This window comes from Natronomonas sp. (assembly GCF_046483325.1).
GTDB lineage: Archaea > Halobacteriota > Halobacteria > Halobacteriales > Haloarculaceae > Natronomonas.
Genome location: NZ_JAWODL010000024.1, coordinates 84,913 through 111,399, shown reverse-complemented (window position 1 = coordinate 111,399; position 26,487 = coordinate 84,913). Strand labels below are relative to the sequence as shown.

Here is a 26,487-nt window from a genome sequence, read left to right as displayed (position 1 = left end):
GTCGTGCGGACGCCGCACCGCCGACAACAAAACATATACGCATCGTTGCGCATTCTTCCGGTAATGGCGCTCCCGCTGCAGTCGCTCACCGAGTTCTCGGTGCTGCCCTACACCGACATGCTCGCGTGGATCGTGATGGCCGTGTTCGTCGGCGGGGTTATCGCCGATCGACGTGGGGAACGAGCCCTCGCGCTCAAACTGACGGCCGCCGCGTGGGGGCTGTTCGCGATTTTTTGGTTCCTCCTGATACACCACTTCGCGCTCATCCATCGGAGTGCGGTTCAAACCGTACTCATCGTCATCGCCGTTCCGGCGTGTCTCTACGTAGGCTGGCGCGTGCTCAACGGCCGGGACTCGCTTTTAACGCTCTCCCGCGCGATCGCGTTCATGACGATCATTTATCTGCCCTTCCAGACCTCCGCGTTCGCCCGGACTATGCTCATAGAGACCGTCGCATTTCAGACGTCCTTCGTGATCGATGCCCTCGGGATCGGCGACGGGATTCAATTCATCCAGGATCCGGCTCCCGATTCGACGGTGATGAACACCTTCTGGTTCCCGGAGACGGGACAGGCCTCGCGGATCGTCTTCGCGTGCACGGGCATCGAGGCGATGGCGATATTCGGCGGGCTCATCGCGGCCGTGGACGCGTCACGGCGCAAGAAGGCGATCGGAATCGTCGTCTCGATCGCGATCATCTGGGTGCTCAACATCGGCCGAAACGTCTTCATCGCCGTAGCCAACGGCTATCAGTGGTTCGCCGGTTCGTGGATCGAAGGGCCGGTGATGTTCCTGTTCGGCATCTCCGAACCAGCGCGCGTCTCGTTTTTCGTCGCGGATCGAGTCATTTCGCAGGGGCTCGCCGTCTTCGCGCTCGTCGGTATCGCGTTCTTCGTCTCCCGATGGGTTCCGGAACTGCTCGATATCGGCGAGGAACTCCTCTCCGTGCTGTTGGGCCGCGACGTAACCCTCCGAGAGCCCGAAACTGCCCCGGACGGGGGTGAACCGGAGTCGTGAGTGAGGACGGTTCGAGCGGAGCCAACGCGTCCGATAACGAAGGGATCACTCGGCGACGCGTGCTGCTCGCTGGCGGCACGTCGCTCGCCGCGATCGGCGGGGGTCGAGCGCTGTACAATACGACTCTCGGCTACGGCCAGTTCGGGAGGGGAACGAACCTCGAGGCGCAGGATCTGCCATCGGTCGTCACGGAGCACTTGAGTCCGCGGTACGACGAAGAGATCGAAGGAACTCAGGTCCAAGCCGACGGCAACGCCGTCTTCGTCGGTGAGACCGATTGGCTGACGTTCGATGAGGGAACGAGCCGAGAGGCCGCCGAACTCGATGCCGAGTTCGGACTCGACGACCGCCTTCGATCGCTGTTCGACGACCTCTCGGCGTTTCACGCCGGCGAGTACACCTTCGAGTTTCACCAGCCGTCGGGGTTTTTCGACCGCTTCGACGACGGTGAACCGCGTCGCGAAGTCGTCACCGCGATTCGACGGTACGCGGATCGAACGGTCGATCCGGCGATCGTCGAGCAGTTCACGGGGACCGATCCGAGCGATGTAGCAGAGCTCGTCGCTGGACTCACCGAGGGCTTCCGAAAACACACGAGCTACGACGTTCCGCGCTATCTCGCGGGATCGATCGAGGATAACGTCATCTTCGGCGCGGCCGATCTCCGAGAGCACTTCGAAGACGACGTCACGTTCGAGGCGTTGCTGGAGTCGGAGGGGACCGGCATCTTCTGTTGGGAGTTAGTGTATCGATCCATCGAAGGGTTCCAGGCGCTCCGACCGACTCGACAGTCGATCCCCGTCGCAGCATGCTACGTGAGCGACCGGCGACACAAACACGCGTTCACCGGGCTCTTGAGTGCGCTCAGAGTCGACGGAGAGCTTCGACTCCCGATGACGTTTCTCGATTACACCCACTCGACGCTGTACGACGACGTTCGGGTAACTCGCATTCTCGGCGAGGGGCTCGCGGCGTACGACGACGGCCACCGCGCCGACGAGGTGTACTGGTAAACGGGCGTCTCGCCGGTTCAGCGTGATTCAAGGTGGTGCCTCCGGCCTCGAGGATCGAGGCGCGTATGCGCCGAAGGAGTGGAGTGGAGTGGGGTAGTTTACATCGGAGCCGATACCGCCGATTCGGGCGCGTTTGCGAGTCGGACAAGCGCGTCGTGTTCGATAACGTGGAGATCACCAGGGATGACGAGCAAGTGCAACGGATCGCCGAACGTCCGTTCGGCGAGCGCCGAGAGCCGATCGGCGGCGACGACCGGCTCCGGACTCCCGGCCCGGGCGACGACGACACCGAGGGTGTCGAGTTCGTCGGCCAGTCGGCCCGCCGCGTGGTCGGCGGTCATGTACTCCTCGTGATCGGGGTCCGGCCCCATCGGACCGATTCCGACCTTGATGTCGAGGTAGACGAGCGTGTGAAGCCCCCGCTCGCGGTTGTCGGCGATCGTGTCGACGACGCTCCCCGGGACGCCGTCGCCGCCGTGGGCGTAGGCGAACGGGAGCGTCGTCGCCTTCCCGAATCGGTAGTTCTGCAGGCCGGTCAGCGAGGCGGCAGCCGCCTCGGCGGTCGTCCCGTGAATCACGTGCGTGTCGATGCCTCGGTCCGCGGCCCGGAGGCGAAGATCGACGTGCGTCGTCGAGATCATCGTATCGCCGGCCGTGAGAAAGACCGCGTCACCGTCCGCCGCGGCGTCGAGGATCGGCTCCGGCGTCCCCTCGACGCCCGACCGATCGCGAACTTCGATTTCCGCTTCGTGATACGCTTCGAGTTCCTCGACGGTCGCTCCGACGAGTTTGCTGGTGTAAAACTCCGCGAACACGCGGTCGGCGTCGGCGATGGCGGATCGGCCCTCGACCGTGATCGACCGCTCGTCGTAGAGTCCGAGACCGACGAACGTGAGCATACCTTCCGTCGACTCCCGCCGGGCAAAAGCCCCGCGTTTCTTCGATGAGACGGCCAGTCGAAACGGAGCGGTACACTTACCGCCGGGGCTCTCCGACCGTTCGGTATGTCGGTTCGTTGCGTTCGCACCGCCCGAGAGGACGGCGAGGAAGTCCGCCAACTGCTCGTCGAAGCGGACGCGCTGTCGGGCGAGTACGAGATCGAAGTCGTCGACGGTGAAATATACATCCCGCTCGATCCGGCGGCCGATCCCCGGTCGATCGACCCCGAGTTGGAGGTCGTCGAGCGCGACCTACCTCGTCGGGAGGCACAGACGTTTCCGGCGGACATCCTCGGCTTCGAACCCTCCTACGAGCGCCTCGGCGACGTCGTCATCGTCGCCGAGGACGACGACGAGCGCGCGCAGACGATCGCCGACGCCATATTGGCCTCGGACGTTCGAGCCGAGACCGTCGTCAACCGAGCGTCGCCCATCGAGGGTGAACTCCGCGTTCGACAGTGGGACGTGCTGGGTGGGGACGACACCGAAACCGTCCATCGCGAGTACGGCTGTGAATTCGAACTCGACATCACAGAAGTGTACTTTTCGCCGCGGCTCGCCACCGAACGGCACCGCGTGATCGAGCAGGTCGAGTCCGGGGAGCGGTTCTTCGATATGTTCGCCGGCGTCGGCCCGTTCGTCGTCCCGGCGGCGAAACGCGGCGCGGAGTGCGTCGGCGTCGATTTGAACGAGGCGGCGATCGAATACCTGCGACGGAACGCCGAGCGAAACGGGGTCACCGATCGGGTGACAGCGATATGTGGTGACGTGCGGGACGTCACCGGCTACGACGGCTGGGCGGATCGAATCGTCATGAATCTCCCCCACAGGGCCGACGAATTCCTCGACACCGCCATCGAGCTCGCGAGCGACGACTGTCGGCTCCACTACTACGATATCCAGCCCGATTCGGACCCGTTCGGTCCCGGCGAGGCGGCGATCTGCGACGCTGCGGAGCCGGAGTACGCGGTTGAGATCGAGACGCGACACGAGGTCCGCTCGTATGCACCCCACGAGTTGAACCTCTGTCTCGACGCTCGATTGCGACGGCGATGACCCGACTGCGGCCGGACGAGTTCGCAACCCTTATCTGGCGTATGCCCCCACTACCGGATGTGCGCCGGAGTAGCTCAGCTGGCAGAGCGAATCCTTCGTAAGGATTAGGTCGAGGGTTCAAATCCCTCCTCCGGCTTTCGTTCGGCTACGCCTCACGAATGACGGTTAATGGCTATTAGAGCGCATAACGGTTCAATATTCCTTTTAGAGGGATTTCCTCGAGAGACGTTCGAGTAGGTCTTATCACTCTGATACATAGTGCGAGCGCATCCCCGCGTCTTTGGCCGCGGGAGGAGGGCAATCGACGGCACTTGGCGCTACACCCACCGTGAGGTGATAAAACCCATAACACATACCCACGGATGAATCGGTATGCGCAAGATCGCAATCGAAGACGTCGATGTCGAGGTACACCCCCACGGGATACACAGCGTTCGGCGTCCGGTCTCCGAGGCGCTGGATACCGATCACTTCGCGATGAACTACTTCGAACTTGAACCCGGCGAAGCGTTTTCCGGGGGGCTTCACACTCACCACGATCAAGAGGAAGTGTTCTACATCCGATCGGGTGAGGCAACGTTCGAGGTGGCCGACGCCCCCGACAGCGAGGCTACCGAATCGGTCACCGTCGGTGCGGGTGAAGTGATCCGGTTCCCCGCTGGAGAGTTTCAGACGGGATACAACGACGAGGAGAGCGAGGAACCGGTCGTCGGGTTCGCCCTCGGCGCGCCGGCATCGAAACACGACTGGGAGGAGATAGAGGCGGCGATCCCTTGCCGGGAGTGCGGTGAGGAGACCGGACATGGCGTCTCGCTGAGCGAGGAGGGACAGTTCGAGTACACCTGTATGGCGTGTGGTCATCGGTTCGCTATCTGAACGAGTGACACCGCCAAGCAGGTGGAACCGACCGAGCCGTGATATCGTATTTTCCCTGGAATGGGGAAAGATATTTGACACTCTCTTCGAGAGTGTACAATATGCCACACTGCCGCAACTGCGACGCGTTCGTGACCGACAACTACGTGCGCGTGTTCGCTCCGCAGGGGATGTCGACGGTTCGGGTCTGTCCGAACTGTGAGGATAAACTCAGAGACGGTGCAGAGGTCCGAGAAGCGCGCTCGACGCGGCAGAACTGACCCGGCCGAACGGTTTCATTGTGGCGGTGTTGGATCGGGTGATAGCAACTCGATCCGTTGGTGAAAGTCGTGTTCTGCGATGACGTGGGCTTCCGCTGGCGGGTTCGACACACCTTCGAGGACGAAGAGCGGCTCCGAGGTACGAGCGAGTCGCTCGTTCGAGCCGTCGATCGGACCCGCGACGATAGTCGCATCCGCGGCCGTAACGAGCGACTCGGCGGTTGCGAGTCGGTCCGCTGAGATCGGTTCGAACGCCGGTGCGGTCACGACTTCCCGAGCGAGTCCTCGTGCGGTGACCGCTGCGACGTCACCCTCGGGAAGAACGCCAACTGTCACGGATATGCCAGCGTCGACCAATCTCCCGATCGTTCGAGCCGCTGACTCACCGGATCCAAGCACGTGGACGCACATTCCGTTCGGCGGTTCGTCCGAGAGCGGCGTCACCGCGTGAGTGCCTGTGATCGGATTGGTCGAGACGGCGGTTCGAACGCCGAACGCCGATTCGAGTCGCTCCGACGTGAGGACCGTTTCAGGCGATCCTTCGGCGAGGATCGTCCCGTCCGAGAGCAACGCTATCCGGTCGCAAAAGCGCGCCGCGAGTTCCAGATCGTGAATCGCCGCGACCACCGTCCGCCCGTCGTTGGCGAGCGTTCTCGCCAGCGAGAGCGTCCTGATCTGATGATTGATATCGAGGCTGGCCGTCGGTTCGTCGAGGAGGAGAACGGGAGTCTCCTGTGCGAGCGCACGAGCCACGATGACGCGTTGTCGCTCACCGCCGCTCAATTCCTCGATGGAACGGTCGGCAAACCGTGCTGTATCCGTCTGTTCGAGCGCGGCCTCGACGGCCGCCCGATCCGCGTCGTCGGCCGGTTCGAATCGCGAACGGTGCGGTGTCCGGCCCATCGCGACGATATCTGCAACGTCGAACTCGAACGCGACCGACGTTTCCTGTGAGACGGTCGCGACCAATCGACCGATCTCCCGGGCCGAACAGTCGGCCACGTTCCGATCATCTACGCGGACCACGCCACGATCAGGTAAGAGCAGTCCGTTGCAGGTTCCCAACAACGTGGTCTTTCCCGCGCCGTTCGGCCCGACCAACGCGAGGAACTCCCCGCTCCCGACCGGCAGGTCGACGTCGTCGAGAACGGTCACGTCGCCGAAGTCGACACCAACGCCATCGAACTCGATCACAGCGCGTGCACCTCGCGTTTTCGGAGCAGATACAAAAAGAAGGGCGCGCCGATCGCCGCGGTGACGATACCGACGGGGACCTCTGTGGGACCCGACCGCGCCACCGTGTCGGTCGCGACGAGGAAGGCAGCGCCGGCCAGCGCGCTCGTCGGGAGGAGGATCCGATGGTCGGGCCCGACGACGATTCGCATCATGTGCGGCACGATGAGCCCGACGAACCCGATCACGCCCGCGACCGCGACCGCGGACGCCGTGACGACGCTCGACGTCGCGAGCAGGATCCGTTTCGTCCGTTCGACCTCGATACCGAGCGTGTGGGCGTCTTCCTCGCCCAACAGCAACACGTTGAGATCGCGAGCGTACGCGAGCAGGACCGCGAAAAACAACACGACGACGGGGAGTGCCAATCGAACGCGACCCCAGGTGCTGTCGTGGAGGTGACCCATGAGCCAGTAGACGGCCGTTTCGAGGTTGTCACCCGCGTTCAACAGCATAAACGAGATGACCGCCCCGAGGAACGTCTGGAGGGCGACACCGGCCAACAGAAGCGTCGAGACGGGCGTCCGGCCGCCCTCGGTGGCGATAGCATACACGGCGAAGGCAGCGATGAGAGCGCCACAGAAGGCGAACGCAGTCCGGCCGAACGGCACCGAAAGCGGAAGCACGATGAACGCGACGGCACCCACCGCGGCGCCGGAGGAGACCCCGATGATCGAGGGATCCGCCATCGGGTTTCGGAAGAATCCCTGCATGACCGTTCCCGCGAGCGCGAGCGCGAAGCCGACGATCGCCCCCAAAACGATCCGCGGAAGTCGGATCTGCCGGACGATGAGCGCAGTCGAGGAGGCGACCTCGAAGTGGAACGGACGAATCCACACCGGTGTCGTTCCGTCGAGACTTGGCAACCGGATCTCGTTCAACAGGACGTAGGCGACCTCCATTGGACCAATCGCGGCGTAACCGAGGGCGGCGCTCACGACGACGATCACGACGAGCAACGTGCTCAACGCACCCGACCAAGCGAGCGTCCGCCGCAAGGACATGTTCGCAACTGAGTTTGCGTTAGTCAAATACTTATTGTCCTCGTCGTTCTGTTCAAACCATGAGTTCCCGAAGTTCACTCCTTTTGGTTTCGATGCTTCTCGTCGCGTCGCTCGCCGCTGGTGCTCCGATGGCCGCTGCGGAGAGCCACGATACCCAGTGCTCGTTCCCGGTGTCAGAGACCGATGCGACCGGCGTGACGGTGACCGTCCAAGAGCGCCCCGACGAAATCGTCGTGTTACAGCCGAGTGCCGCACAGACCGTCTGGGAACTCGGCGCCCGGGATCGAGTCGTCGGGGCTCCGATCGCTTCCTACACGGACTACCTGGAAGGAGTCGAGGACAAAGAGAACGTACTGAACCTCGACGAGTTCGCCGTCAATCAGGAAGCGGTCGTCGAGTTAGACGCCGACATCGTGCTCGCGCCGAACATCGTCCCCGATGAGACCGTTGAACAGCTTCGGGACGCGAACCAGACCGTCTTCAAGTTCGGCTTCGGCACGTCGCTGGAGTTCATCGCCGAAAAAACTGAGTCGACTGGGCGGCTCATCGGATCGTGCGAGGAGGCGGCCGAAGTGAACGAAGAGTACTGGGATCGGATCGATGCGGCACGCGCACAAACAGAGGATCGCGACGCCCCGCGCGTACTCCACTACACGGACAACTTCACGGCCGGGTCAGGGACCTTCATCGACGAGGTCATCACGGCCGCGGGCGGTGAGAATATCGCCGCAGAAAACGGTGTCGAGGGCTACGGCCAAGTGAACGACGAAGCGGTCGTCGAGTGGAACCCCGAGGTCATCGTCGTCGCCGACGACGGGCCGGGCGTTCCGGACTCGCCTGCGTTCGAATCGACGTTCGCCGTTCAGAACGATCAGATCGCGGTCGTCAACGGTAACTACCTGAGTCAGCCGGCCCCGCGAATCGCCATCGCGATCGAGGAGGTCGCAACGGCGATACGCGAGGCTGAACTCGAAGACGAGCGCGAGGGTGAACCCGGAACGGAGCCGACGCAGGACGAACAGACGCCGACGGACGGCTCCCCCGAAGACCAATCCGGGTTCGGCGTCGTAACGGCACTCGTTGCGCTCTCGGTCGCCATTTTCTTCGTTCGAAGTCGATAACCGCGGACCGACAAGCGCGGACCGCCCGGTTTTTAGGCTCCCAACGCGCAGGCTCGGATATGGTCGAAAACGTCATCTGGCCCGCCTACCTCGATGCCGACCTCTCCCGAAGCGAGGGGCGACGGGTCCCCTTGGATCTCGCCGTCTCGGAACCGACCGTCGACGAGATCGCGAGCGCGGTCCAACAGGTCGGCTACGACGCCGTAATCGATCGGGATCGAACGTACCCACGGGAGTACGAACCACGCGGACGAGTCGTCGTCAAAGGGGCCGACGACGCGTCGAAATCCGATCTGCTTGGGGCGGTCGCCGCGTACGTCGTCGCCCTCCGCGAATGAAACGCGTCGGTGAGATCGTCCGAACCGCCCAGGGACTGGCCATCGTCCGTTCGTCGGACGACTCACACCCGAGAATCGGGACGGAGCTCCTCGATTCGGATCTCGAAACCGTCGGTCGTGTCGTGGACGTGTTCGGCCCCGTTGATGGTCCGTACATCGCCGTGTCGCCGGATCGAAACGTTCCGTTAGCGACGCTGCTCGGCGAGAAGCTGTACGCGAGATAATTCCCGCCGGTCTTTCGTCCATCGTTCTCGAACCGCAACGTCCAAACGACCGCCGGAGAACGGTACCGTATGAACCGGGCCGCCGTCGCCGTCGTCGCCACCGTGGGGCTTTTCGTCCTCATCCAACTCGGCTCGCTTGCGCTGGTCGAGCCGTTCATTGACGCCGGCTACCAGACCGTCGAGGACCCCTCCGATCCGACGAACAGTCTGTTGTACATCGGTGCGATTCTCGTCGCCACGGCCGTGATGCTCGCGGCGATGAAGTTCGGTGTCGACCGGCTCCTGCAGGGGCTCATCGTCTTCGCCTCGGTGTTCCTCGCCTTCTACGTGTTCAGCATCGTCGTTCCATCGATCGTCTCCGTTGCCGGTCTCAACGTTCTCGCGGTACTCGCGGCGCTCGCGCTCGGCGTCGGACTCCTCGTGTATCCCGAGTGGTACGTGATTGACGCCGCCGGAATCGTCATGGGCGCGGGCGCGGCCGGCCTGTTCGGCATCAGTTTCGGACTCCTGCCCGCGCTCGTGTTACTGGTAGTGTTGGCAGTCTACGATGCGATCTCCGTCTACGGGACCGAACACATGCTCACGCTCGCCTCCGGTGTGATGGATCTTCGGTTGCCGGTCGTGCTCGTGATTCCGCTGACGCTCTCGTATTCGTTTCTCGATGAGACGGGTCCAGAAACGCTCGATCGCGAGGAAGACGAGACAGCTGGAGCAGCTGGCGACGAGAGCGAACGATCGGACGAGGGCGCAGAGAGTACGGATCCTCCACAAGAGTCGGACGATCCGCTCGCACGCGACGCGTTTTTCATCGGATTGGGCGATGCGGTCATCCCGACGATTCTCGTCGCCTCGGCGGCCGTGTTCCGCCCCGGCGGCGCGGCGCTGTTGGACGTGCCGGGAGTCGCGATGACGGTCCCCGCGCTCGGGGCGATGGTCGGGACGCTCTGCGGACTCATCGCGTTACTGTGGATGGTGATGAAAGGTCGGGCTCACGCGGGCCTCCCGCTTTTGAACACCGGTGCCATCGCCGGCTACCTCGTCGGGGCGATAGCCGCCGGAATCGCGCTGGTCGAGTCGCTCGGACTCGCGCCGTACCTGTGACCTACTCGCCTGTCAGCGCCTCGCTGGCGGGTGCGAATTCGATCGTTTCGCCCAAGCCCCGCTCTTTTGCGCGATCGTAGAGCATCCACGCAGAGGCGACCGTTTCGATGCCGGTCCCGCCGCTGTCGAAGACGGTGACTTCGTCGGCGGCGGTCCGTCCGGGTTCGTGCCCGGCGACTATCTCGCCGAGTTCGGCGTGGATGTGATCCTCGTCGACCACGCCGGCATCCAGTGCCGCGAGGAAGGCCCCGGCGTCCTGAAACGCCCGATCGCGGAGATCGGGAACGTACGTGGCCCGGGCGATCGTATCGGCGTCGAGTTCTCGCTTTCGGCGATCGTATTGGCCCATCGCGGTGATGTGGACGCCGTCCGGGAGATCGGCGTTGCGGACGACCGGATCCGTCGCGGTCGTCGCCGTGATAACGACGTCTGCATCCTCGACGGCCGCGGCTGCGCTCGCTGCCGGCGTCACGTCAGCTGAGAGTCGTTCGTCGAACTCCTCCGCGAACGCATCCCTGCTTGCAGCCGTCGGAGAGAAGACGCGCACGTCCTCGAACTCACGAACCGTCGCGGTCGCTCGGAGTTGGCCGCGCGCCTGCGCGCCGGAACCGATGACCGCACACGTCGTCGCGTCGTCGCGCGCCAACTCGTCGGCCGCGAGTGCACCTGTAGCGCCGGTTTTGAACGGGTTCATCGATGCCCCGTCCAACAACGTGAGCAGACGTCCGGACTCAGCGTCGAATAGCGGCAACGCGAAGTGGGCGTCTTCGTCGCCGAAGCCGGCGGCGTACGTGTATCCGCCCATCGCCCCGAGCTCGGGGAGGATGGCGAGATAGCCGGTACACATCCCCGGCGGATCCTCCGATACGAGTTTCGTTCGCGGCTCCGCGCGTCCGTCGTTTCCGTGGCTCTCGTATCCGGATCTGACGGCCGAGACGTACTCCGCAGGCGTCGCGAGTCCTGAGAGCTCGTCGCTCCGAAGGAACAGAACGTCGGTCATGTTCGCGGTTCGTCGCCGTCCGGTATAGTCGCTCCGGCTACTCGGCGGAAAAACGATTCGCCTTGGTGTTTCGCTTCGATTCCGCCGAGTCTGTCGGTATCTCGGAGCCAGTCTCGGGACTGGTCTGTGGGACGCTTGGGCCGTTGATGAACATCGCGTGGCCGATCAGTCCGAGCGTCACGGTCGAGGCCAGCGGGATGGAGACTGATAACGACATTCCGGCGGACACGAGCAGGGCGGTCAAGCCGGCGAGCGACACGGGGATGAGTCCCAAGACGATGTCGTAGTAGTCAGTCATAATACGACCGTAAATGGGACCGATACTCACATAAAAATTTTCCATGGCGTATTGATACTTCACTGAATAGATTATCTTCGATTACAAGTAGCCACCGGATTATATACTCATAACTTATGGGATGATATCTCCGACGACGCACCGACAACCAGTTTAACCACCCCCCGGCGAGAAGCCGTTTCCGATGAGTGAGAAGGCGGGCGTCGAATACGCCGAACGGGCCAAGAGTGTCCTCGGATTCTCGCGGTGGTGGCAGATCGCCGCTGCGGCAGCGATGATGGCCGCCGTTAGCCCGTATCAGTACGTCTGGTCCTCGATCGAGGGACCGTTGGCCGAGAGTCTCGACATCGGACTGCCGGCGCTCGGAGCCGTCTTCTCTTTTTATGTCGTCTTCCAATCCCTATCGCAGCTCCCCGCCGGCTGGTGGCGCGATCGGCGCGGCCCTCGGAAACTCACCTATCTCGCCGCGATTCTCGCTGGCGGCGGCTACATCGGGTTGGCGTACGCGACGGCGGTCTGGCAACTGTACGTCCTCTACTCGCTCGGTGCGATCGGCGTCGGGATTATTTATACCGTCGCCGTTAACACTGCCGTCAAGTGGTTTCCCGATCGGACGGGACTCACGACCGGAATCGGGACGATGGCCTTTGCGGGCGGAAGCGCGCTCGTCGTCCCGTACGTTCGGGCGAACGCCACCGTCGTAGGGTACGCCGACGTACTCAGAAACGTCGGGGGCGGGATCCTCCTCGTGTTGCTCGTGGGGGCTGTATTGCTTCGTGATCCCCCCGACGATTGGCTCGGGTACGACGAGAAGGACGAGGTGGGAGGACGCGAACTCGCCGCCTCGCTCCGCGGACGAGCTTACACGACGAAGGAGATGCTGAAGACGTGGCAGTTCTGGCTCCTGTATGCGATGTTCGTCGCGACCGCCGCCGCGGACCTCATCGTCATCGCGAACGTCGTCCGGTTCGCCGAACACCTCGGTCTTGCGGCGATCGTCGCGACCGCTGCGGCCACTCTGCTCCCCCTCTCCGCGGGCGTCTCGCGAATGATACTCGGCGAGGCCTCAGATCGGTTCGACCGTATCCACGTGATGACCGGATCTTTCGTCCTCGCCGGACTCTTCCGGTTCGGGCTGATCGGAGCCGGTACGGCCGGTGCCTCGATCGCCTTCGTCGCGATGGTCGTCGGCGCGATGTTCTTTTCCTCGCCGCTATACGTCTACTTCCCGTCCGTCATCGCGGACTACTACGGGGCCGAACACTCCTCGAGTAACTACGCGGTACTCTACACTGCGAAGGTCGGCGGCGGCGTCTTCGCGGGCACGGTCGTCGGATTCCTCGTCGCGGCGTTCGGCTGGATTCCGACGTTCACGCTCGGTGCCGTCTTGGCACTCGCGGCCGGATTGGCAGCGCTCGTTCTCCGCCCGCCGCCGGGAGCCGACCTCGACGGTGGGTGATCCCACGCGTGATCGAATCCGCAAGGATTTGAAAGGGCGCCGTCGAACGGACGGTATGGCAGATCAGTCGTTCCTCGAACAGCGTCTCGACGCGAGCACCTGGCCGATCGCGGTCGGTGATCTCGTCGCCCTATTACTGTTCCTCCTCGTCGGAACGCTCGAACATTGGACCGTCGAACAGCTGAGCGCCGATCCGACGATCTATCTCCTCGCGGCCGGCCCATTCATTCTCGGATGGGTGCTCTGTGCGCCGCTCGTCGGTGCGTACTCGCCGGGTGGTGGTTCAGCGCCGAACTCCTCGATCCCGCTCGCGATCAGATCGTGGATTCCCGCCGCAATCGTCGGCCTCCTGATCCGTCAGTTCGCGCTCCCCGACCGTGGCGTCGAGGTGGTGTTCGTGATCGTGATGCTCGTCGGTGGGGCGTTCGCTCTGTCGGTCTGGCGGTTCCTCTATTTCAAACTCCGGTAGAGGGCTTGAGGCCCGCAATCGTCATCTCGAAGCCGTAGTCGATCGGTCTGACGTCGAGACCGACCGCTTCGATCGCGTCTTCCAGTTCCTCGGCAGTATAAAAAGTCGAATCGAACCAGACGAGCCTCTCGGCGGCGACCAGCGCTCGACCGAGCCGCGTGCCGCGGTCGAACTCGCGGACGATGAGCACGCCGCCGGGGGCGAGCACGCGGGCAATCTCCTCGAGACACCGCCGCTGTTCGGGGAAATGGTGGAATGCATCGACGACGAGAACGGCGTCGATGGAGCCGTCAGGGTGGGGCAGATCGGTCGCGCTCGCTCGAACCGTTTCGAGTCCCCTCCGTCGGGCACGTCGCAACATTCCGGCTGCCGGATCGACGACCGTCGCATCGACCGTCCTCGCGACTCGCCCGGATCCGCCGCCGATTTCGACGATCCGCTCGACGTCCCTGTCGGCGAGGAAAAACCCCTTTCGGATCTCCGCCTCGTCCGCCGGAGGCATGAACAGATCGTACAGCGGCGCGAACAGATCGAACGCTCGCACATCCCAACGCATGAGCGAGGTTCGAGCGCCGAACATAACACCGTTGCCCCCCATCTCTCGATATGGACCCCGTCCTTCTCGGGTGGCCATCGGACAGCCCGATGCTCCGACTCGACTACCGCCGATTTAGCTACGCGGGGAAGTTCGTCATGTCGAACACCGGAAAGGCGGTTATCCGCGATCCCAAGCGATCGGGGACGATCGGGAGCGAGTTCGACGACGACGTGCTCGCCGCCGTCGCGTTCAACGCCGACCGAACCGACCCCGGAACGCTTTGGCTCCGCTACGTCACGGTCAGGGAGGATCGACGCGGTGAGGGCCTCGGACCGGACCTCTGCCGATTCGTCGTCGATCGGGCAGCAGCGCGAGGGTACGACCGAGTTCGGATCGCGGTGAACAACCCGTTCGCCTACGAGGCGCTCTACCGGGCCGGGTTCTCGTTTACGGGCGAAACGACGGGCATCGCCGAACTCGTGCTCGAACGCCCGGCCCAACGGGTGCCGGACGACCGCTCGACGGAGACGTATCAAGCCGGATTCGACGAGTATCGAGCGCGCGATCTCTCGCCGGAGGAGCGGACGTTTCTCGGCGCGAAGCGAGGGCGGGCGCCACCGCGGATGCGTCGCTGAGAGGCACCCATCGATTTTTCTGTGCCTCCGCATAGCATCGCGCATGGGCGAGAGGGCGCGTTATCGGGCGATGTGTCCGGACTGTGACGCGCAGGTAACGATGGCGACTCGGCTCGCGAGTCCGCTTCGGAACGTTCAGGTCGACCCGCCGGGAGTGACCGATATGCTCGGATCCGTCCGGTCGTTCATCTCCGCGACGTGGCCGTTCGTCGGGTCGGTGTACCTGTTGTATCTGGCGTTGCAGCCGCCGCCAACCCGGTACGTCGGCCTCCTCGGACTGGTGATCGTCACGCCGCTTTTGACCGGGTGGCTCGTCGGCCGGATCTTGGGGATCGGACCGTGGGCGACATCGGATTCTGAACCACCTGAGGACGGCTGATCAGGGTTTGTGCGTGAATATGAACGCCTGGCCGTCCTCGACGCCGACGCAGAGATCGAGTTGCTTCGAGAGGTTGAGGCTCGTGGGATTCTGTTTGCAGACGACGAGGTCGTCGAACGGTTTCTCACACGCCGGACAGGCGACCGAGACGGTGTTCTGGTAAGTCTTGATCGCCGAGTTCTCCTCGCGGGGCGTCAGCGACGCCAACAGTTCGTCTGTATCGATGTCCATACCCGACCAAGCGGGGGCCTCCCCCTTCAATCTCGCGGGCTTATAAGTGGTTTCGTTTAACTGCTCCACTGTGATGGCCCCCGGCGATCTCCCGTTTCGAGAGCTGAGTGCAAGCTGATGTTGATTACGGAAGCGAGTGAACCGTTTCCGAATGAGAGATCGCGCCGTCTCGAGTCCGATCGGAGTCATCCTCATCCTCGGAATGACGATAGCCTCGGTGACAGCGCTGTTCGCGGTCGGTGGAACCGTGATCGGCGATACGCGCGCCGACGCCGAACGGTCGCAAATGGAGAACTCCATGGCGAGTTTCAGTTCGAAGGCGAGTCTCGTCGGATTGGGGGAGTCCGGGGATCAGCGGTTCTCGCTGGGGCGAGCTTCCGAAGGGGAGGTCGAGGTCCAATCGAACACCGGGCAGGTGGCGCTGTACGTGGAACAGAATGGATCAAAAACCGAACTCGACAGTACGTCCCTCGGTGCGGTCGTTTACGAGAACGGTGACACCGAGGTCGCCTATCAGGGCGGCGGCGTCTGGCAGCGTCGCGGCGGGTCGAGTTGGATGATCTCACCGCCGGAGTACCATTATCAGTTCGAGACGCTCACGTTTCCGATCATGACCGTTTCCGGCGAAGGCAACTCGAGCGGCAGCGTGGGGGGAACGGTTCGATCGACCGGCGAATCGACCGACTGGTATCCGATCGAGGGCGACGAAACCAGATCCAACCCGCTGGAGAAGGGCACTGTTCTCGTCGAGATCGAGAGCCGCTACTGTGCGGGCTGGGAGTCGTTTTTCACCGAACGATCCCAGGGGGCAATCGCGGAGTCGTGCGGTAACGACGATACGGTCACCGTCGATCTGACCGTGCCGTTCAGCATCGGTGGCGAGGAACCGGTGATGGCCAAGACGATCAATCCGAACGGCGGTAGCGGCATTCCCGATGGATGGACCGAAGGCACCGTCGCATCCTCGATCAGCCCCGAGGTCGATGCAAAACTCGAATCGTGCGCCACCGACGGATGTGATGCCCCGCCGGGAACAGGCGACCCGTTCACTGCTGGGACGTACAACGCCTCCGAAACGACCATACTCGACGGAAAAACGTTCGACACGGACGGCGGCGACGTTACGGTCGTAACCGACGGAGACCTCGAACTTAACGACATCACGATCGCGGGCGACGGCAACGTCACACTGTACGTTCGCGGCGAACTCACGGTCGATTCGGCGGTGAACGACGGAGGAAATGCAACACAACTCATCTCCCTCGTTCACTCCGAGGGATCAGTCAGATTCGACGGGAACTCCGAGTACACGGGCATCATCTACGCGCCGAAGGCGGACATGGAGTTCAACGGTTCGCCTGCCATCTCGTACACCGGGGCGCTCGTCGCCGAAGATATGGACCTCAACGGGAATATCGACAAGTTCGACTTCCAGCCCGACCCGGACCTCGAGGGGTATCAGATCGGCGGCGGTGACCGTCCACTCACGTACCTTCACGTCTCCGAGAACGGCATCGAGGTCGAAATCGGGTGAACCGGGTCACCGGGAGAATCGCAGCCGAACCGGGAACCGAGGCGCTGCGACTCCGTCGGTGCTAACTTCGGCGACGACGCGATCGGCCTCGTGTTCGAGAACGGTTACGCTCGATTGAGACTCGAAGTACCGTGCCCACGCGTCGCTTCGCCGCGACTCGACGGTGACGGTGTAGGTCCCCGACGTATCAAACGACGACGGGGTGGTCGTGTTGACTCCTCTGGCGGTGCTCCTAACGCGAATCGTCCCGTCAGTGGAGACGGACGTCACCCCCGACGACTGGAACGTGTCGACGATCGGAAACGACGCTGTCGGTGTATCCGTCCTGAACGGCGGTTCGTGGAGCATCACAGACGAGTCCCCCTCAGATCGGAGCATCGCCCCCGCAGTGTAGACGATTTCTGTGTCGCCGTCCTCGTAGATCAGCGGACGAGGTGACGCCGTCACGTTCACCGTCGGATCGTCCGCATCTGCGACCGTGATGACGACAGGTTCGCCGACTCCGAGCGATCCACCGGCCAATCGCATCTCCGTTGCCCGACTCGGTGCGTCGTCCCGGTAGACGGTCTCGACGTTCGCCGCGAAGACGTCGAAGGCTCGTTCGACGTTGTTGATCCGTTCGGCGGCCTGTCTGTCGTCTATCGTTCCGAAGCCGGCCACCGTCACCACCCCGACGGTGGCGACGATGAGCGAGAAAACGAGGACGTAACCGACCACGTCGCTCACGCCGCGGTCGGTCGTGCTAAATCGGCCGCTCCGTCCACTCATGTCGATTCCACCACTAGCTGCTCGCTCGTGTACTCGAACTCGATCCACACCGGCCCGCCGTCGACGGCTACGCTCTCGACGTCCGTCTCGCTTCGAAACGGAATCACTACGGAGACCTCCGGACTCGCACTCCGAAGTTCGATCGTCCCCTCGCTATCGGCGTGTTCGATCTCGATGCTGTAGCCACCGGAAGCGGTTCGAGCCGGGAGGTCGCTCTCGAGTGAGAGCTCCGACGGCACCGCCGACTCGCCCGCGCGGGCGAGCCTATCGGCGCTCGAAAGCTCCTCGGCGAGCTGTTGGCCGGCGACCGCCAGCTCGTCCGCGGTCACCTGTTTCGTTTGGCTCTCGATGAGCCCGCCACCGGCGACGAGCAGCCCGGAGATCAAAATCGACGCGACGGCGAGGTTCAACACGTAGCCGACCGTTATCGAGACGGCTCGATCGTCGCTATACATCGGGTTCACCCGGCGCGATTCGGACGGTTCGTTCGTAGCTCAGTTTCGCCGTGTCTACGCGGATATCGAGATCAACGCTGTAGATCGCGGTCCAGGAGTCGGCCGGTAGTCCAGTCGTGTCATCGGAGGAGTCGACGGTCAGCTCGTACGATCCGCCGCCGTTGATGCCATCGAGTATACCGATTTCGCTGTCGCTATCGAGGTCCGGCCACCCAAACGAACAAACACCACCGCCGAGCCGCTGGGCAGTCACGTCGAATCGGACCGTGTTGTCGGCCGGAACCTCCCTATTGCACTCGATGTTCTCCGTTCCACCGCTCACGGTAATGTACTCGACACCATCGGTCTCGTTCAGCGTCACGTCGAGCGTAGTCCCGTTCAGATCGAGTACGAACGGCGAACCGTCGGTCATGTTGTTCGTGTCGAGGTCGATCGTGAAGGCCCGGACCGCGCTCGCGTTGGCGCTCCAGTCGCTGAAGTCCGCGGAATCCGTTTCGCTGATCAAAAGCCCGTCCTCTCTGCTTCCGGAGACGATCGACGTGTTCGTCACCGCCGCGCGCCTGAGGTGGTATCGCCGGTTGGTCTCATCGATGGTCGCGGTTCCGTTTGAGACGTTCGAGTCGATGGAGTCCGCGTCGACACCGTTCCCGTTGGCGTTCTCGCCCTCGATCAACTCCCCCACCGAACCGACGACGCCGGCTTGATACTCGAGCGCTTCGCCGGCTGAATCCCCGCCGCGAGTTGCGACGTTGTCGGTGTAGATCGCCGCGTTGACGAGCAACGCCAATGCGACGAACAGGATCGCGAGAGCGATCCCCGCGACGAGCAGCATCTGTCCACGGTCGTCCGATCCGCGACCGTTTCGTCCGCGATTCACTTTCGCCACGCGATCACCTCCACCTCCACGACGGTGTAGAGACGACTGTCGGTACCGGTTTCGGGGGCGTAAAATTCGCTATTAGAGTCGTTCCGAACGTCTTCGAGCGTTCGATCGTCGTCGGGAGCCGACAGCGATGAGCCGTCATAGAGTCCGAATGTCCGAGTCGCTGAAACCGCGTTCGCGCTCGGTTCGCCCATGTGAACCATTTCCTCGACGTCGATCCCGCCATCGTCGGTCGGGTATCGAACGCGGACGTTGAAAGCGATCCGACGGTCCGAGAGGAGACTGTTCAGCGCCTCGCCGAACTCGTTCGGCGGTCCCTCCGAGTAGGTTCCTGGATCCGGTGTGTCGAAGAACGTCTCGTTTTCGGCGTCCCAGTACAGGAGTGCCTCCGCCAAACTGCCGTCCCTCGCGGCCGTGGAAAGCAACCCCTCGATCGAGGCCTTCTGTTGGTTTTCGATGTGTTGGTTCGAAGTGCTCGCCGATAGCGGTGTCACGGCGGTCGCTTGTGTCGCAAAAATCAGCCCCCCGATAATCAATACGGCAGCGGCGAACGCCTCGACAGTATGCGCCTGTCCTCGCATGCTACCACACCCGAACCGTCAGCCGATACTGTTGGTCGTCGATGGAGACGGTACGCGTAGCGACGGCGATATCGGTCGGGGTCGAGCCATCGCTCGAACGGTGTAGCTCGTCGCCGCCGTCGGTCCAGTCTGGATCGGCGGGATCCGAAGCCGACGCGCTGAGGTCGTGGATCGTCACGTCGGCACTCCGACCGTCGAGCGATAGCGCCCCGTCGAAATCCGTGAAACTGGCTCCCGCCTCGCAGGTCGCCTCGTCGGCATCTACCTCGAAGAATTCGGCGACACATCCCGCAGAGAGAATTCCGGGATCGCTCGTCGAAGCCGCGAGCAGATCGCTCGACAGCGTCGTCGCCGCGCGGTCCGCGACGATGAGTTCCGTCCCAGACCCGCCCGCGAAGGGGTCGAACATCGTCGGTGCGTACGTGACGACGAAGAGCACAGCGAGGAGGAATACTCCCGTGCCGACCGCGAAATCGAGCGTCGTCTGTCCGCGCGTCGTGCTGATCATATAAACATGAACACCACCAGCGCGAGCGTCGGCAACACGACGACGAACTTCAGGCTGGCCAATATGCTTACCTCGCGAATGTAACCGGCGATGACGCCCGAGATGATGCCCTGCAGCGTGACCGCGTGAAAGAACAACATCGTCAACTCGTCGACGTCGAGACCCCCGCCGAATCCGTCGCCCGCCCCCGGTGTGCCACCCCCGTCTCCGCCAGTGCTGTCGACGAGGGCGGCCATCGTATCGAGGAACTCGACCTTCAACAGCGCCATCACGCCAAGCAACGTGACGTAGGTCATGATGATGATGACCATCTGCATCCGGGCTCGGGATTTCCGGTCGCGTTCGATATCGTCTTGATTCTCGGAGGCCTGTGCCGCCGTCGAGAGAACCTGCGTGATCTGACTCGACGCCTCCTGAGCCTTCGAGATGAGCTTGACCGTCCGGGCGAGTCGGGGGATGTGATAGGAGTTGTTGAACTCCCGAAGCGCCGTCCGAAGGCTCGTCCCGTAGTTCACCTTCGCGTACATCGTCCGGAACTCGTTCGCGAGGCGACCCGAGGAGGTATCCGCGACGACCTTCAGCGATTCGAGGATCGTCATCCCGGTGTCGTTGGCGCTGGAGAGCTTCCGGAGATTGTCCGAGAGGTTGTTCGTGATCGTCCGGCGCGATCGCACGTTCCACTCGTAGAACACCGTGAGCGGGACGAGATTGAGATACAGCGGGAGGTAGATCCACAGGAACGTCCCGAGGATCGGCTCGTCGATCATCCCCTGTACCGTCGTCGGGGCCGCACCTGAACTGACCGAGACGGCGACGAGCATGATCGACGGCGGGAGCGTGATCGCAAGCACCGCTAGCGGGTGATCCCGGAAGAACAGGTCCGGCCGTTTGAGGATTTCGCCCGTGACGTACGTGCCTTCGCGGGCTTTGATCCGGTCGAATATCGAGTACCGACCCGTGTACGCCTCGATGAGCCCCAATGAGAACACACCTCCGGATCCCTCGTCCGGAGCACCGTCGTCACTTCGGAGATAGCCGTCGCCGACCTCGTCTGCGACGACCGTCGAAACGAGCACCAGAAAGCCGACTCCAATGAGGGGGATGAGCCCGTAAACCGTGCCGTATAGCAACATATCCTGAGCCTCACCGAGCATCGACATGATGACCAGGATGATGATGAGAAGCAGCGGAAACAGCGACAGGGTCATGTACATCTCCCCGAAGAGTTCGAGGGTCTCGAGGACGACCTCCTGTTCCTGCTTCGAGGTCCGCATGTGCTTTTCCTTTTGATCTTCGAGGAACCGCTCCATGTCGCCGCCGGAGTTGATGATCGAGAGCATGTCCGTGAGGAACTGGCTCAACTCCTCCGATGGCGTCTGCATCGCCTGGTTCCGGACGGCCGTTCGGTAGTCCGTGTCGAAGTACTCGGTTTCGAGGACGATCGACTGAAACTCTTTTGCGACCTCGCCGTAAGTGTCGTCGGCGCGCGCCATCGCCTGTAGAATCTCGAGTTGGTTGAGTCCGCCGACCGATAGCGCATACATGAACGAAACCGAGTCCGAGAGCAACACGTTGATCTCGCGCTTTCTGGCGTCGGCGTCGAGGTACGGCTTGGCAACCATTCCGCCGAATCCGATCCCGAACCCGATCGAACCGAACACGAGTCCCGAAAACACGATCAGAAACGGGAGTTTCAACGCGTTGATCGTCGAGAGGTACGGCTCCGGAAACGGCAACCCGAGGAGGATCGGAGGCTCGCTGATGACGAACGTGACGAGAAACCACCCGAGAAGCGTCCCGAGGGTCCACAGGGATCCACCTACAATGAGGCCGACAGCGAGTGATTTCGAGAGATACAACTCGACGGTCTGGGCGATGCGGGCCTCCGCGAGCTTTCGTTCGAGATTGCCGACGAAATCGCTATCGTCGGCGAAGAACCGGCGAGCGAGCGGATAACACGCGTCGGCGAGTGTTTCCATCCCGATCGACCGCGGCGCGGATCCAACGCTCATGGGTCTTGCTCGTCATCCCCATCGGGCCGGAGGTCGTCGAGGTTCGGAAGGTCCGGTTCGGGATCGGACGCGGCGTCGGACTCCAGGTCGATCGCCGATCGAAATTCGAACGCGTCCTCGTCATCGACGTCGGTATCATTGCCGACAGCCGCGCCGACACCGCTTTCGGCCGAACCACCGCTTGCGCCTCCCATCACCTCTAGATCGTCCACCGCGCCGAGGTCGAGCGCCTCGGTTATATCGATTCCAGTTTCAGTGCCGCGATACTCCTCGAGGACCGGGTCGGCCTTTTCGAGAACCTTTTCGGTCTCTTCGAGCATCTCGTCGCTCGCATCCGGACGCGGCACCATCGCCTCCTTGTCAGGATCGATATCGATCTCGACGGACTCCATCTCCCGAAGGTCCTCGAGAGAGCGTTCCAGATCGTCGTTTGCGATGAGCGTCAATATCGTCTCCGGATCGTTTAGGAACGCCTGTAACGTCGCCGCGACCTGCGTGTAGGTATTCAATCCCTCGTGGATGAGGTATGCGAGAACGATCTCACGAGCGAGCAACTCGCTTTCGAGTCGGTCGCGGCGCCACCCCCGATCGAAGGCGATCCCATCGAGGGTGTTCGATTGTCCCATCTGGAGGTACTCGTCGGTTTCCGCCTGCCACTGGTAGACGTCCTGTACGTTGATCTCGTCGTTTTCGGGGTCGTAGTGGTTGATCTCGGTAAGCGATTTGTTCCGTCTTACCTTGTGATCTCGGACGCGGGTTTGCGTCTGAATGGAGACGAGGTCCAAGGCGGTGAACATCGTCTTGGAAACGTTGATTGGTTCGGTCGTGAACCGTTTTATTACCTCGCCGACGGAGTCGGCGTGGAAGGTCGTCAACGTCGTGTGGCCCGTGGACATGACCTGAAAGAGCGTCCGTCCCTCTTCGCCACGGATCTCGCCCATAACGATGTACTCGGGGCGCTGTCGCAGTGCGGCTTCGAGGAGGTCGAACTCGTCGACGTCGCCTTTGTCGTCGTCGCTGAACGAAGGCCGAGTGACGCTCGCGATCCAGTTTCGCTGGGGGAGTTCGACCTCCCGCGTGTCCTCGATGGAAACGATCTTGGCTTTGCTCGGGATAAACAGTGACACCGCGTTCAGCGATGTGGTCTTCCCGGACGCCGTCCCGCCGGCGAAGACGACCGATTTTTGGTTTTCGATGCAGAGCCACAAAAAAGCCATCTCGTCGAGCGAGAAGGTGTTCCAGTTGATCAGATCGACCGGGGTGAACGGGACGTCTTTGAACTGGCGGATCGTGTAGTTCGTCCCGTGGTCGGAGACCTCGCGACCGAGCGTGAGTTGCGCCCGAGAACCGTCCGGAAGCGTCGCATCGACCTGTGGACTCCGTTTCGAGATACCCTTTCCGGAGCGCTGTGCGAGTTTGACCACGAACTCGTCGAGTTCGCCCTCGCCGTGATAGACGTTCGATATGATCTGTTCGTATTCGGAGTGGTAGACGAACACCGGCGAGTTGTACCCATCGCAGGAGATATCTTCGATGTTGATGTCGTGTTTGATACCGTCGATGCGCTCGAACCCGACGAAATCGCGCTTGAGGAAATAAAACAGCTTCTCGATTTGGTGTTCGGTGAGCGTCGGGGAATCCTCCTCGATGAGCGCGGGTTCGGGGCGGACGGAGATACCCTGCAAGTCCCGAGGGCCGTCGTCCTCGATGTCCTCTTCGCGACCGAATCCGACGAGTTCGCGGACCGAATCGAGCAATCCATCCGATTCGGGGCGCGCCCCAACCGCGTAGAGTCCGTACCGTTCGAGGAGTGTGTGTGTTTCGCTCTCGATGACCGCCGCTCTGGCGTCGGAACCACCCTGGACAACGACTTCATCGTCCGAATACTTGATCGCGGTCTTGAGCTTTCCGACGAGAAATTCCCGTAGGTCAGACTCGATGTCGGTGAGGTACGGTTCAACGAGGTAGTATTTTTTTTCGTTCTCCTTTTCGGAGTGAAAGATGATCACGAACGCGTAAGGCTTGTGGACCCAGTAGCGATCGACCTCCCGGAAATGTCCCTTTTTTTCTTCGGGGACGACCTTTTCGAGGTCGTATCTGGTGACGACGGTCGTGGTGCCGTCGGCGTTCGAAAAGAAGGCATCCTCGTCGAGATCCGGATCGACCCGGACGGTTCGTTCGTTTTTGAGCTCCTCGAGTATCTCGGCTGCGATCGCGCCGCTTCCGAGACGCGGGTCGGTTTCGTCCGGGTCGAACCCGAGGTACGACCCGGGGTCGAATGACTCGTCCTCGGGTGGATTCCCCTCTTCGTCGTAGTAGAACTCCCGCTTGAAGTCCTCCCACCCGTACCGTCCGACGGTGACTGGTGGCAGAGGGTCGCTTTCAGAGTCCGCACCTTCTCCGGTTTGGGCGGGCGTTTCGGAGCCGATCACGCTCTCCCTATCAGCGTCGGGACCGGGATCTTCACCCATGCTCGAATCGGCACGGATCCCCGCATCGGTTCTGGAGTCGGTGCCGGAATCGGTGCCGGAATCGGCCTCGGGAGCCGTCTCGGTTGTTCGTTTCTGTCCCAAGTCGGCTTCCTCGTCGGTACCGCTCGGGGACGCGTCTTCGTTCGATTCGGACGCCGACTCCTCCCCGGTCGTCGGGGGCGAGTCGCCGGCGGCTCCCTCGTCCGAATCGTGAGTGGCCATTATAGCCGCCATTCGGCGTCTCGTTGAAAAAGGGTTCCGTCAGAATCGAGGCGTGAGTCGTCCCAAAGACGGGACCCGGGCAGGACGAGGACGATGCGATCTAGGAGACGAACCGTTCGAGCCGATTCATCGCCTCTTTGAGTTCATCCAGACCGGTCGCGTACGAGGCTCGGAGGTGGCCGTCAGCCCCGACGCCGAAGGCGTTTCCGGGGACCATTGCGACGGATTCGGCCTCGAGAAGGTCCTCGGCGAACTGCTCAGCATCGTCGCCCGGACACTCCGGAAAGACGTAGAACGCCCCGGTCGCCTCGAAGCAATCGATTCCCATCTCCTCGAATCGCGAGAGAACGAACCGACGACGACGATCGTACTGCCTCTGCATCTCCACTACGTCGTCCCGGCAGTTTCGAAGCGCCTCGATCGCAGCGTGTTGAGCCGTCGTCGGAGCCGAAAGCATCGTGTACTGGTGAACCCGATTCATCGCGGCGACGATGTGATCGGGCCCCAACGCGTAGCCGAGTCGGAGCCCAGTCATCGCGTGGGACTTCGAGAAGCCGTTGAACACGATCGTTCGCTCGCGCATGCCGTCGAACTCGGCGATCGAGACGTGTTCGCCGTCGTGAGTGAGGTCGGCGTAGATCTCGTCGGCGAGGACTGCCACGTCGTGTTCGAGACAGAAGTCGGCGACCGCGGCGAGTTCCTCGCGGTTCATCGTCGCTCCCGTCGGGTTGTTCGGGTAGCAGTACACGAGCAGGTCGGCCGACTCGGCGCCCGCCGCGGAGAGAACTTCCGGGGTGAGTTTGAACTCGTCCTCGACGCGCGTGGGGACGTCGAGCACCTCGCCGTCAGAGAAGATGACGCCGGGGACGTACGAGACGTACGACGGCTGGGCGACCGCAACGGTATCACCGGGGTTGACGAGCGCTCGAAACGCCAGATCGATGGCCTCGCTCGCACCCGCGGTGACCAAAATTTCGGTGTCGGGGTCGTACTCGAGGTCCCACCGCCGAACGTCCGAAGCGATCTCCTCGCGGAGCTCACGTTTGCCGCGGTTCGCGGTGTAAGACGTCCGCCCCCGCTCTAAGGCCGTGATCGCGGCCTCACGGGCGGACCAGGGCGCGGAGAAATCCGGCTCGCCGACGCCGAGGGAGATGACGTCGTCCATCTCCTCTGCGAGTTCGAAAAAGCGGCGGATCCCCGACGGCGGGACATCGGCGACTCGGTCGGACGGTCGCAGACTCATGGGGTAACCGAGAGACGATCGTCGTCGTCCCCGTCGTCGAAGCGATGGCCGCTCTGTTTGTACGTCTCCATGATGTAGTGGGTGACCGTCTGCGTGATCTCCGGCAGCGGGGCGACTTTATCGCTGATGAACCGCGAGACCTCCCGCATGTTCTCGCCCTCGACCTCAAGGGCGAAGTCGTAATCACCGGAGACGAGACGGAGTCCCTGAACTTCCCGAAATCCGGCCACCCGCTCGGCGACGTCGCGGTAGCTGGTTTCGCGGTCCAACGTGACGTTGATCTCGACGTGTGCCTGCACGCGGTCGTCGCTGACTGCGTCCCAATCGACGACTGCCGTGTACCCCTGGATGATACCTGCCGCTTCGAGCTCCGCGATCGTCTCCTCGATCGCGGCCTCGGAGAGACCGGTCAGCCGAGCGAGGTCGGCCGTCTCGTATCGGGCGTTCTCACACAGAAGCTCCAACAGTTCGTCGGCGTGCTCCATACAGAGTAGGACGGCACCGTCAACTAAAGCGTTGCGAGCCAACGCGAACCACGGAATGGAGCCGACGATACACCAGATTAATATAATGATTTTTCATCTGGTTTGTCATATAAGGTCATGGGTTGACATATTATC

Annotated in this window: 30 protein-coding genes and 1 tRNA gene; 15 read left to right on the top strand and 16 right to left on the bottom strand. The window is 62.5% G+C overall.

All coding sequences use genetic code 11. The annotated features are described in order from the left end of the window. Positions 1-63: 63 nt before the first annotated feature. Together artA and R6U53_RS08050 are read left to right on the top strand one after the other, a co-directional pair. A complete protein-coding gene (gene artA, locus R6U53_RS08055) occupies positions 64-1,017 on the top strand; it encodes an archaeosortase A (protein ID WP_410321842.1) in 954 nt (317 codons plus the stop codon). Next, positions 1,014-2,030 carry a hypothetical protein gene (locus R6U53_RS08050; protein ID WP_410321841.1) on the top strand — a complete coding sequence of 339 codons (1,017 nt, stop codon included), beginning with the start codon at positions 1,014-1,016 and terminating at the stop codon, positions 2,028-2,030. Before artA ends, R6U53_RS08050 begins: the two co-directional genes overlap by 4 nt. A gap of 98 nt (positions 2,031-2,128) precedes the next feature. On the opposite strand, the gene dph5 is transcribed toward R6U53_RS08050, so the two are convergent. Beyond that, positions 2,129-2,929 carry a diphthine synthase gene (gene dph5 / locus R6U53_RS08045; RefSeq protein ID WP_410321840.1) on the bottom strand — a complete coding sequence of 267 codons (801 nt, stop codon included), beginning with the start codon at positions 2,927-2,929 and terminating at the stop codon, positions 2,129-2,131. A 105-nt stretch (positions 2,930-3,034) separates the two neighbouring features. Here dph5 and R6U53_RS08040 point away from each other — a divergent pair, with 105 nt between their 5' ends. From R6U53_RS08040 to R6U53_RS08025, 4 genes are all read left to right on the top strand, one after another. After that, complete coding sequence (locus R6U53_RS08040; protein WP_410321839.1) at positions 3,035-4,024, top strand: class I SAM-dependent methyltransferase; 990 nt, start codon at positions 3,035-3,037, stop codon at positions 4,022-4,024. Between the two features lie 63 nt (positions 4,025-4,087). Beyond that, positions 4,088-4,160 (top strand) — tRNA-Thr (locus R6U53_RS08035). A gap of 236 nt (positions 4,161-4,396) precedes the next feature. Continuing rightward, positions 4,397-4,900 (top strand): cupin domain-containing protein, encoded by a 504-nt coding sequence (locus R6U53_RS08030; RefSeq protein ID WP_410321838.1) that lies wholly within the window; start codon positions 4,397-4,399, stop codon positions 4,898-4,900. A gap of 101 nt (positions 4,901-5,001) precedes the next feature. Beyond that, positions 5,002-5,160, top strand: coding sequence for a hypothetical protein (locus R6U53_RS08025; RefSeq protein WP_170964419.1), 159 nt, complete (start codon positions 5,002-5,004; stop codon positions 5,158-5,160). Between the two features lie 15 nt (positions 5,161-5,175). Here R6U53_RS08025 and R6U53_RS08020 read toward each other — a convergent pair whose 3' ends face one another. Both R6U53_RS08020 and btuC read right to left on the bottom strand, forming a co-directional pair. Continuing rightward, positions 5,176-6,354 (bottom strand): heme ABC transporter ATP-binding protein, encoded by a 1,179-nt coding sequence (locus R6U53_RS08020; RefSeq protein WP_410321837.1) that lies wholly within the window; start codon positions 6,352-6,354, stop codon positions 5,176-5,178. Beyond that, the gene (gene btuC, locus R6U53_RS08015) at positions 6,351-7,397 is read right to left on the bottom strand and encodes a vitamin B12 ABC transporter permease BtuC (RefSeq protein WP_410321836.1); all 1,047 of its coding nucleotides are present in this window, start codon (positions 7,395-7,397) and stop codon (positions 6,351-6,353) included. The genes R6U53_RS08020 and btuC overlap by 4 nt, the downstream gene beginning before the upstream one ends. A gap of 59 nt (positions 7,398-7,456) precedes the next feature. Here btuC and R6U53_RS08010 point away from each other — a divergent pair, with 59 nt between their 5' ends. The 4 genes from R6U53_RS08010 (at position 7,457) to R6U53_RS07995 (ending at position 10,181) form a co-directional block, all read left to right on the top strand. After that, the gene (locus R6U53_RS08010) at positions 7,457-8,518 is read left to right on the top strand and encodes a PGF-CTERM-anchored ABC transporter substrate-binding protein (protein ID WP_410321835.1); all 1,062 of its coding nucleotides are present in this window, start codon (positions 7,457-7,459) and stop codon (positions 8,516-8,518) included. Between the two features lie 59 nt (positions 8,519-8,577). Then, a complete protein-coding gene (gene srp19, locus R6U53_RS08005) occupies positions 8,578-8,856 on the top strand; it encodes a signal recognition particle subunit SRP19 (protein WP_410321834.1) in 279 nt (92 codons plus the stop codon). Further along, the gene (locus tag R6U53_RS08000) at positions 8,853-9,080 is read left to right on the top strand and encodes an H/ACA ribonucleoprotein complex subunit GAR1 (RefSeq protein ID WP_410321833.1); all 228 of its coding nucleotides are present in this window, start codon (positions 8,853-8,855) and stop codon (positions 9,078-9,080) included. Before srp19 ends, R6U53_RS08000 begins: the two co-directional genes overlap by 4 nt. A 69-nt stretch (positions 9,081-9,149) precedes the next feature. Next, a complete protein-coding gene (locus R6U53_RS07995; RefSeq protein WP_410321832.1) occupies positions 9,150-10,181 on the top strand; it encodes a presenilin family intramembrane aspartyl protease PSH in 1,032 nt (343 codons plus the stop codon). 1 nt (position 10,182) lies between these two features. On the opposite strand, the gene R6U53_RS07990 is transcribed toward R6U53_RS07995, so the two are convergent. Beyond that, on the bottom strand, positions 10,183-11,181 hold the full coding sequence (locus R6U53_RS07990; RefSeq protein ID WP_410321831.1) for an ornithine cyclodeaminase family protein: 999 nt from the start codon (positions 11,179-11,181) through the stop codon (positions 10,183-10,185). A gap of 37 nt (positions 11,182-11,218) precedes the next feature. After that, on the bottom strand, positions 11,219-11,479 hold the full coding sequence (locus tag R6U53_RS07985; protein WP_410321830.1) for a hypothetical protein: 261 nt from the start codon (positions 11,477-11,479) through the stop codon (positions 11,219-11,221). A gap of 184 nt (positions 11,480-11,663) precedes the next feature. On the opposite strand from R6U53_RS07985, the gene R6U53_RS07980 reads away from it, so the two are divergent. Beyond that, entirely contained in the window at positions 11,664-12,938 is a 1,275-nt protein-coding gene (locus tag R6U53_RS07980; RefSeq protein WP_410321829.1) for an MFS transporter, read from the top strand. Positions 12,939-12,993: 55 nt separating this feature from the next. After that, positions 12,994-13,407, top strand: coding sequence for a DUF3054 domain-containing protein (locus R6U53_RS07975; RefSeq protein ID WP_410321828.1), 414 nt, complete (start codon positions 12,994-12,996; stop codon positions 13,405-13,407). On the opposite strand, the gene R6U53_RS07970 is transcribed toward R6U53_RS07975, so the two are convergent. Next, complete coding sequence (locus R6U53_RS07970; protein WP_410321827.1) at positions 13,394-13,963, bottom strand: class I SAM-dependent methyltransferase; 570 nt, start codon at positions 13,961-13,963, stop codon at positions 13,394-13,396. The genes R6U53_RS07975 and R6U53_RS07970 overlap by 14 nt on opposite strands. 50 nt (positions 13,964-14,013) lie before the next feature. Between R6U53_RS07970 and R6U53_RS07965 the strand changes: the two genes are divergently transcribed. Both R6U53_RS07965 and R6U53_RS07960 read left to right on the top strand, forming a co-directional pair. After that, positions 14,014-14,580: a GNAT family N-acetyltransferase gene (locus R6U53_RS07965; RefSeq protein ID WP_410321826.1), complete on the top strand. Its 567-nt coding sequence runs from the start codon at positions 14,014-14,016 to the stop codon at positions 14,578-14,580. Between the two features lie 43 nt (positions 14,581-14,623). Next, entirely contained in the window at positions 14,624-14,959 is a 336-nt protein-coding gene (locus R6U53_RS07960) for a hypothetical protein (RefSeq protein WP_410321825.1), read from the top strand. On the opposite strand, the gene R6U53_RS07955 is transcribed toward R6U53_RS07960, so the two are convergent. After that, positions 14,960-15,190, bottom strand: a complete 231-nt coding sequence (locus R6U53_RS07955; protein WP_410321824.1) for a hypothetical protein — start codon at positions 15,188-15,190, stop codon at positions 14,960-14,962. A gap of 151 nt (positions 15,191-15,341) precedes the next feature. On the opposite strand from R6U53_RS07955, the gene R6U53_RS07950 reads away from it, so the two are divergent. After that, positions 15,342-16,724: a hypothetical protein gene (locus R6U53_RS07950; RefSeq protein ID WP_410321823.1), complete on the top strand. Its 1,383-nt coding sequence runs from the start codon at positions 15,342-15,344 to the stop codon at positions 16,722-16,724. A 6-nt stretch (positions 16,725-16,730) separates the two neighbouring features. Here R6U53_RS07950 and R6U53_RS07945 read toward each other — a convergent pair whose 3' ends face one another. The 9 genes from R6U53_RS07945 to R6U53_RS07905 all read right to left on the bottom strand — a co-directional run bounded on the left by R6U53_RS07945 (position 16,731) and on the right by R6U53_RS07905 (position 26,352). Next, positions 16,731-17,492 carry a hypothetical protein gene (locus tag R6U53_RS07945; protein ID WP_410321822.1) on the bottom strand — a complete coding sequence of 254 codons (762 nt, stop codon included), beginning with the start codon at positions 17,490-17,492 and terminating at the stop codon, positions 16,731-16,733. Beyond that, entirely contained in the window at positions 17,489-17,947 is a 459-nt protein-coding gene (locus R6U53_RS07940; RefSeq protein ID WP_410321821.1) for a hypothetical protein, read from the bottom strand. Before R6U53_RS07940 ends, R6U53_RS07945 begins: the two co-directional genes overlap by 4 nt. After that, positions 17,940-18,833: a hypothetical protein gene (locus R6U53_RS07935; protein ID WP_410321820.1), complete on the bottom strand. Its 894-nt coding sequence runs from the start codon at positions 18,831-18,833 to the stop codon at positions 17,940-17,942. The genes R6U53_RS07940 and R6U53_RS07935 overlap by 8 nt, the downstream gene beginning before the upstream one ends. After that, positions 18,821-19,411, bottom strand: a complete 591-nt coding sequence (locus R6U53_RS07930; RefSeq protein ID WP_410321819.1) for a hypothetical protein — start codon at positions 19,409-19,411, stop codon at positions 18,821-18,823. Before R6U53_RS07930 ends, R6U53_RS07935 begins: the two co-directional genes overlap by 13 nt. Before the next feature lies 1 nt (position 19,412). Beyond that, complete coding sequence (locus tag R6U53_RS07925; RefSeq protein WP_410321818.1) at positions 19,413-19,919, bottom strand: hypothetical protein; 507 nt, start codon at positions 19,917-19,919, stop codon at positions 19,413-19,415. Then, positions 19,916-21,931, bottom strand: a complete 2,016-nt coding sequence (locus R6U53_RS07920; protein WP_410321817.1) for a type II secretion system F family protein — start codon at positions 21,929-21,931, stop codon at positions 19,916-19,918. Before R6U53_RS07920 ends, R6U53_RS07925 begins: the two co-directional genes overlap by 4 nt. Continuing rightward, positions 21,928-24,624, bottom strand: coding sequence for an ATPase, T2SS/T4P/T4SS family (locus R6U53_RS07915; RefSeq protein ID WP_410321816.1), 2,697 nt, complete (start codon positions 24,622-24,624; stop codon positions 21,928-21,930). Before R6U53_RS07915 ends, R6U53_RS07920 begins: the two co-directional genes overlap by 4 nt. 100 nt (positions 24,625-24,724) lie before the next feature. Continuing rightward, positions 24,725-25,867, bottom strand: a complete 1,143-nt coding sequence (locus R6U53_RS07910) for a pyridoxal phosphate-dependent aminotransferase (RefSeq protein WP_410321815.1) — start codon at positions 25,865-25,867, stop codon at positions 24,725-24,727. Further along, positions 25,864-26,352 (bottom strand): Lrp/AsnC family transcriptional regulator, encoded by a 489-nt coding sequence (locus R6U53_RS07905; RefSeq protein ID WP_410321814.1) that lies wholly within the window; start codon positions 26,350-26,352, stop codon positions 25,864-25,866. Before R6U53_RS07905 ends, R6U53_RS07910 begins: the two co-directional genes overlap by 4 nt. Positions 26,353-26,487: the final 135 nt, after the last annotated feature.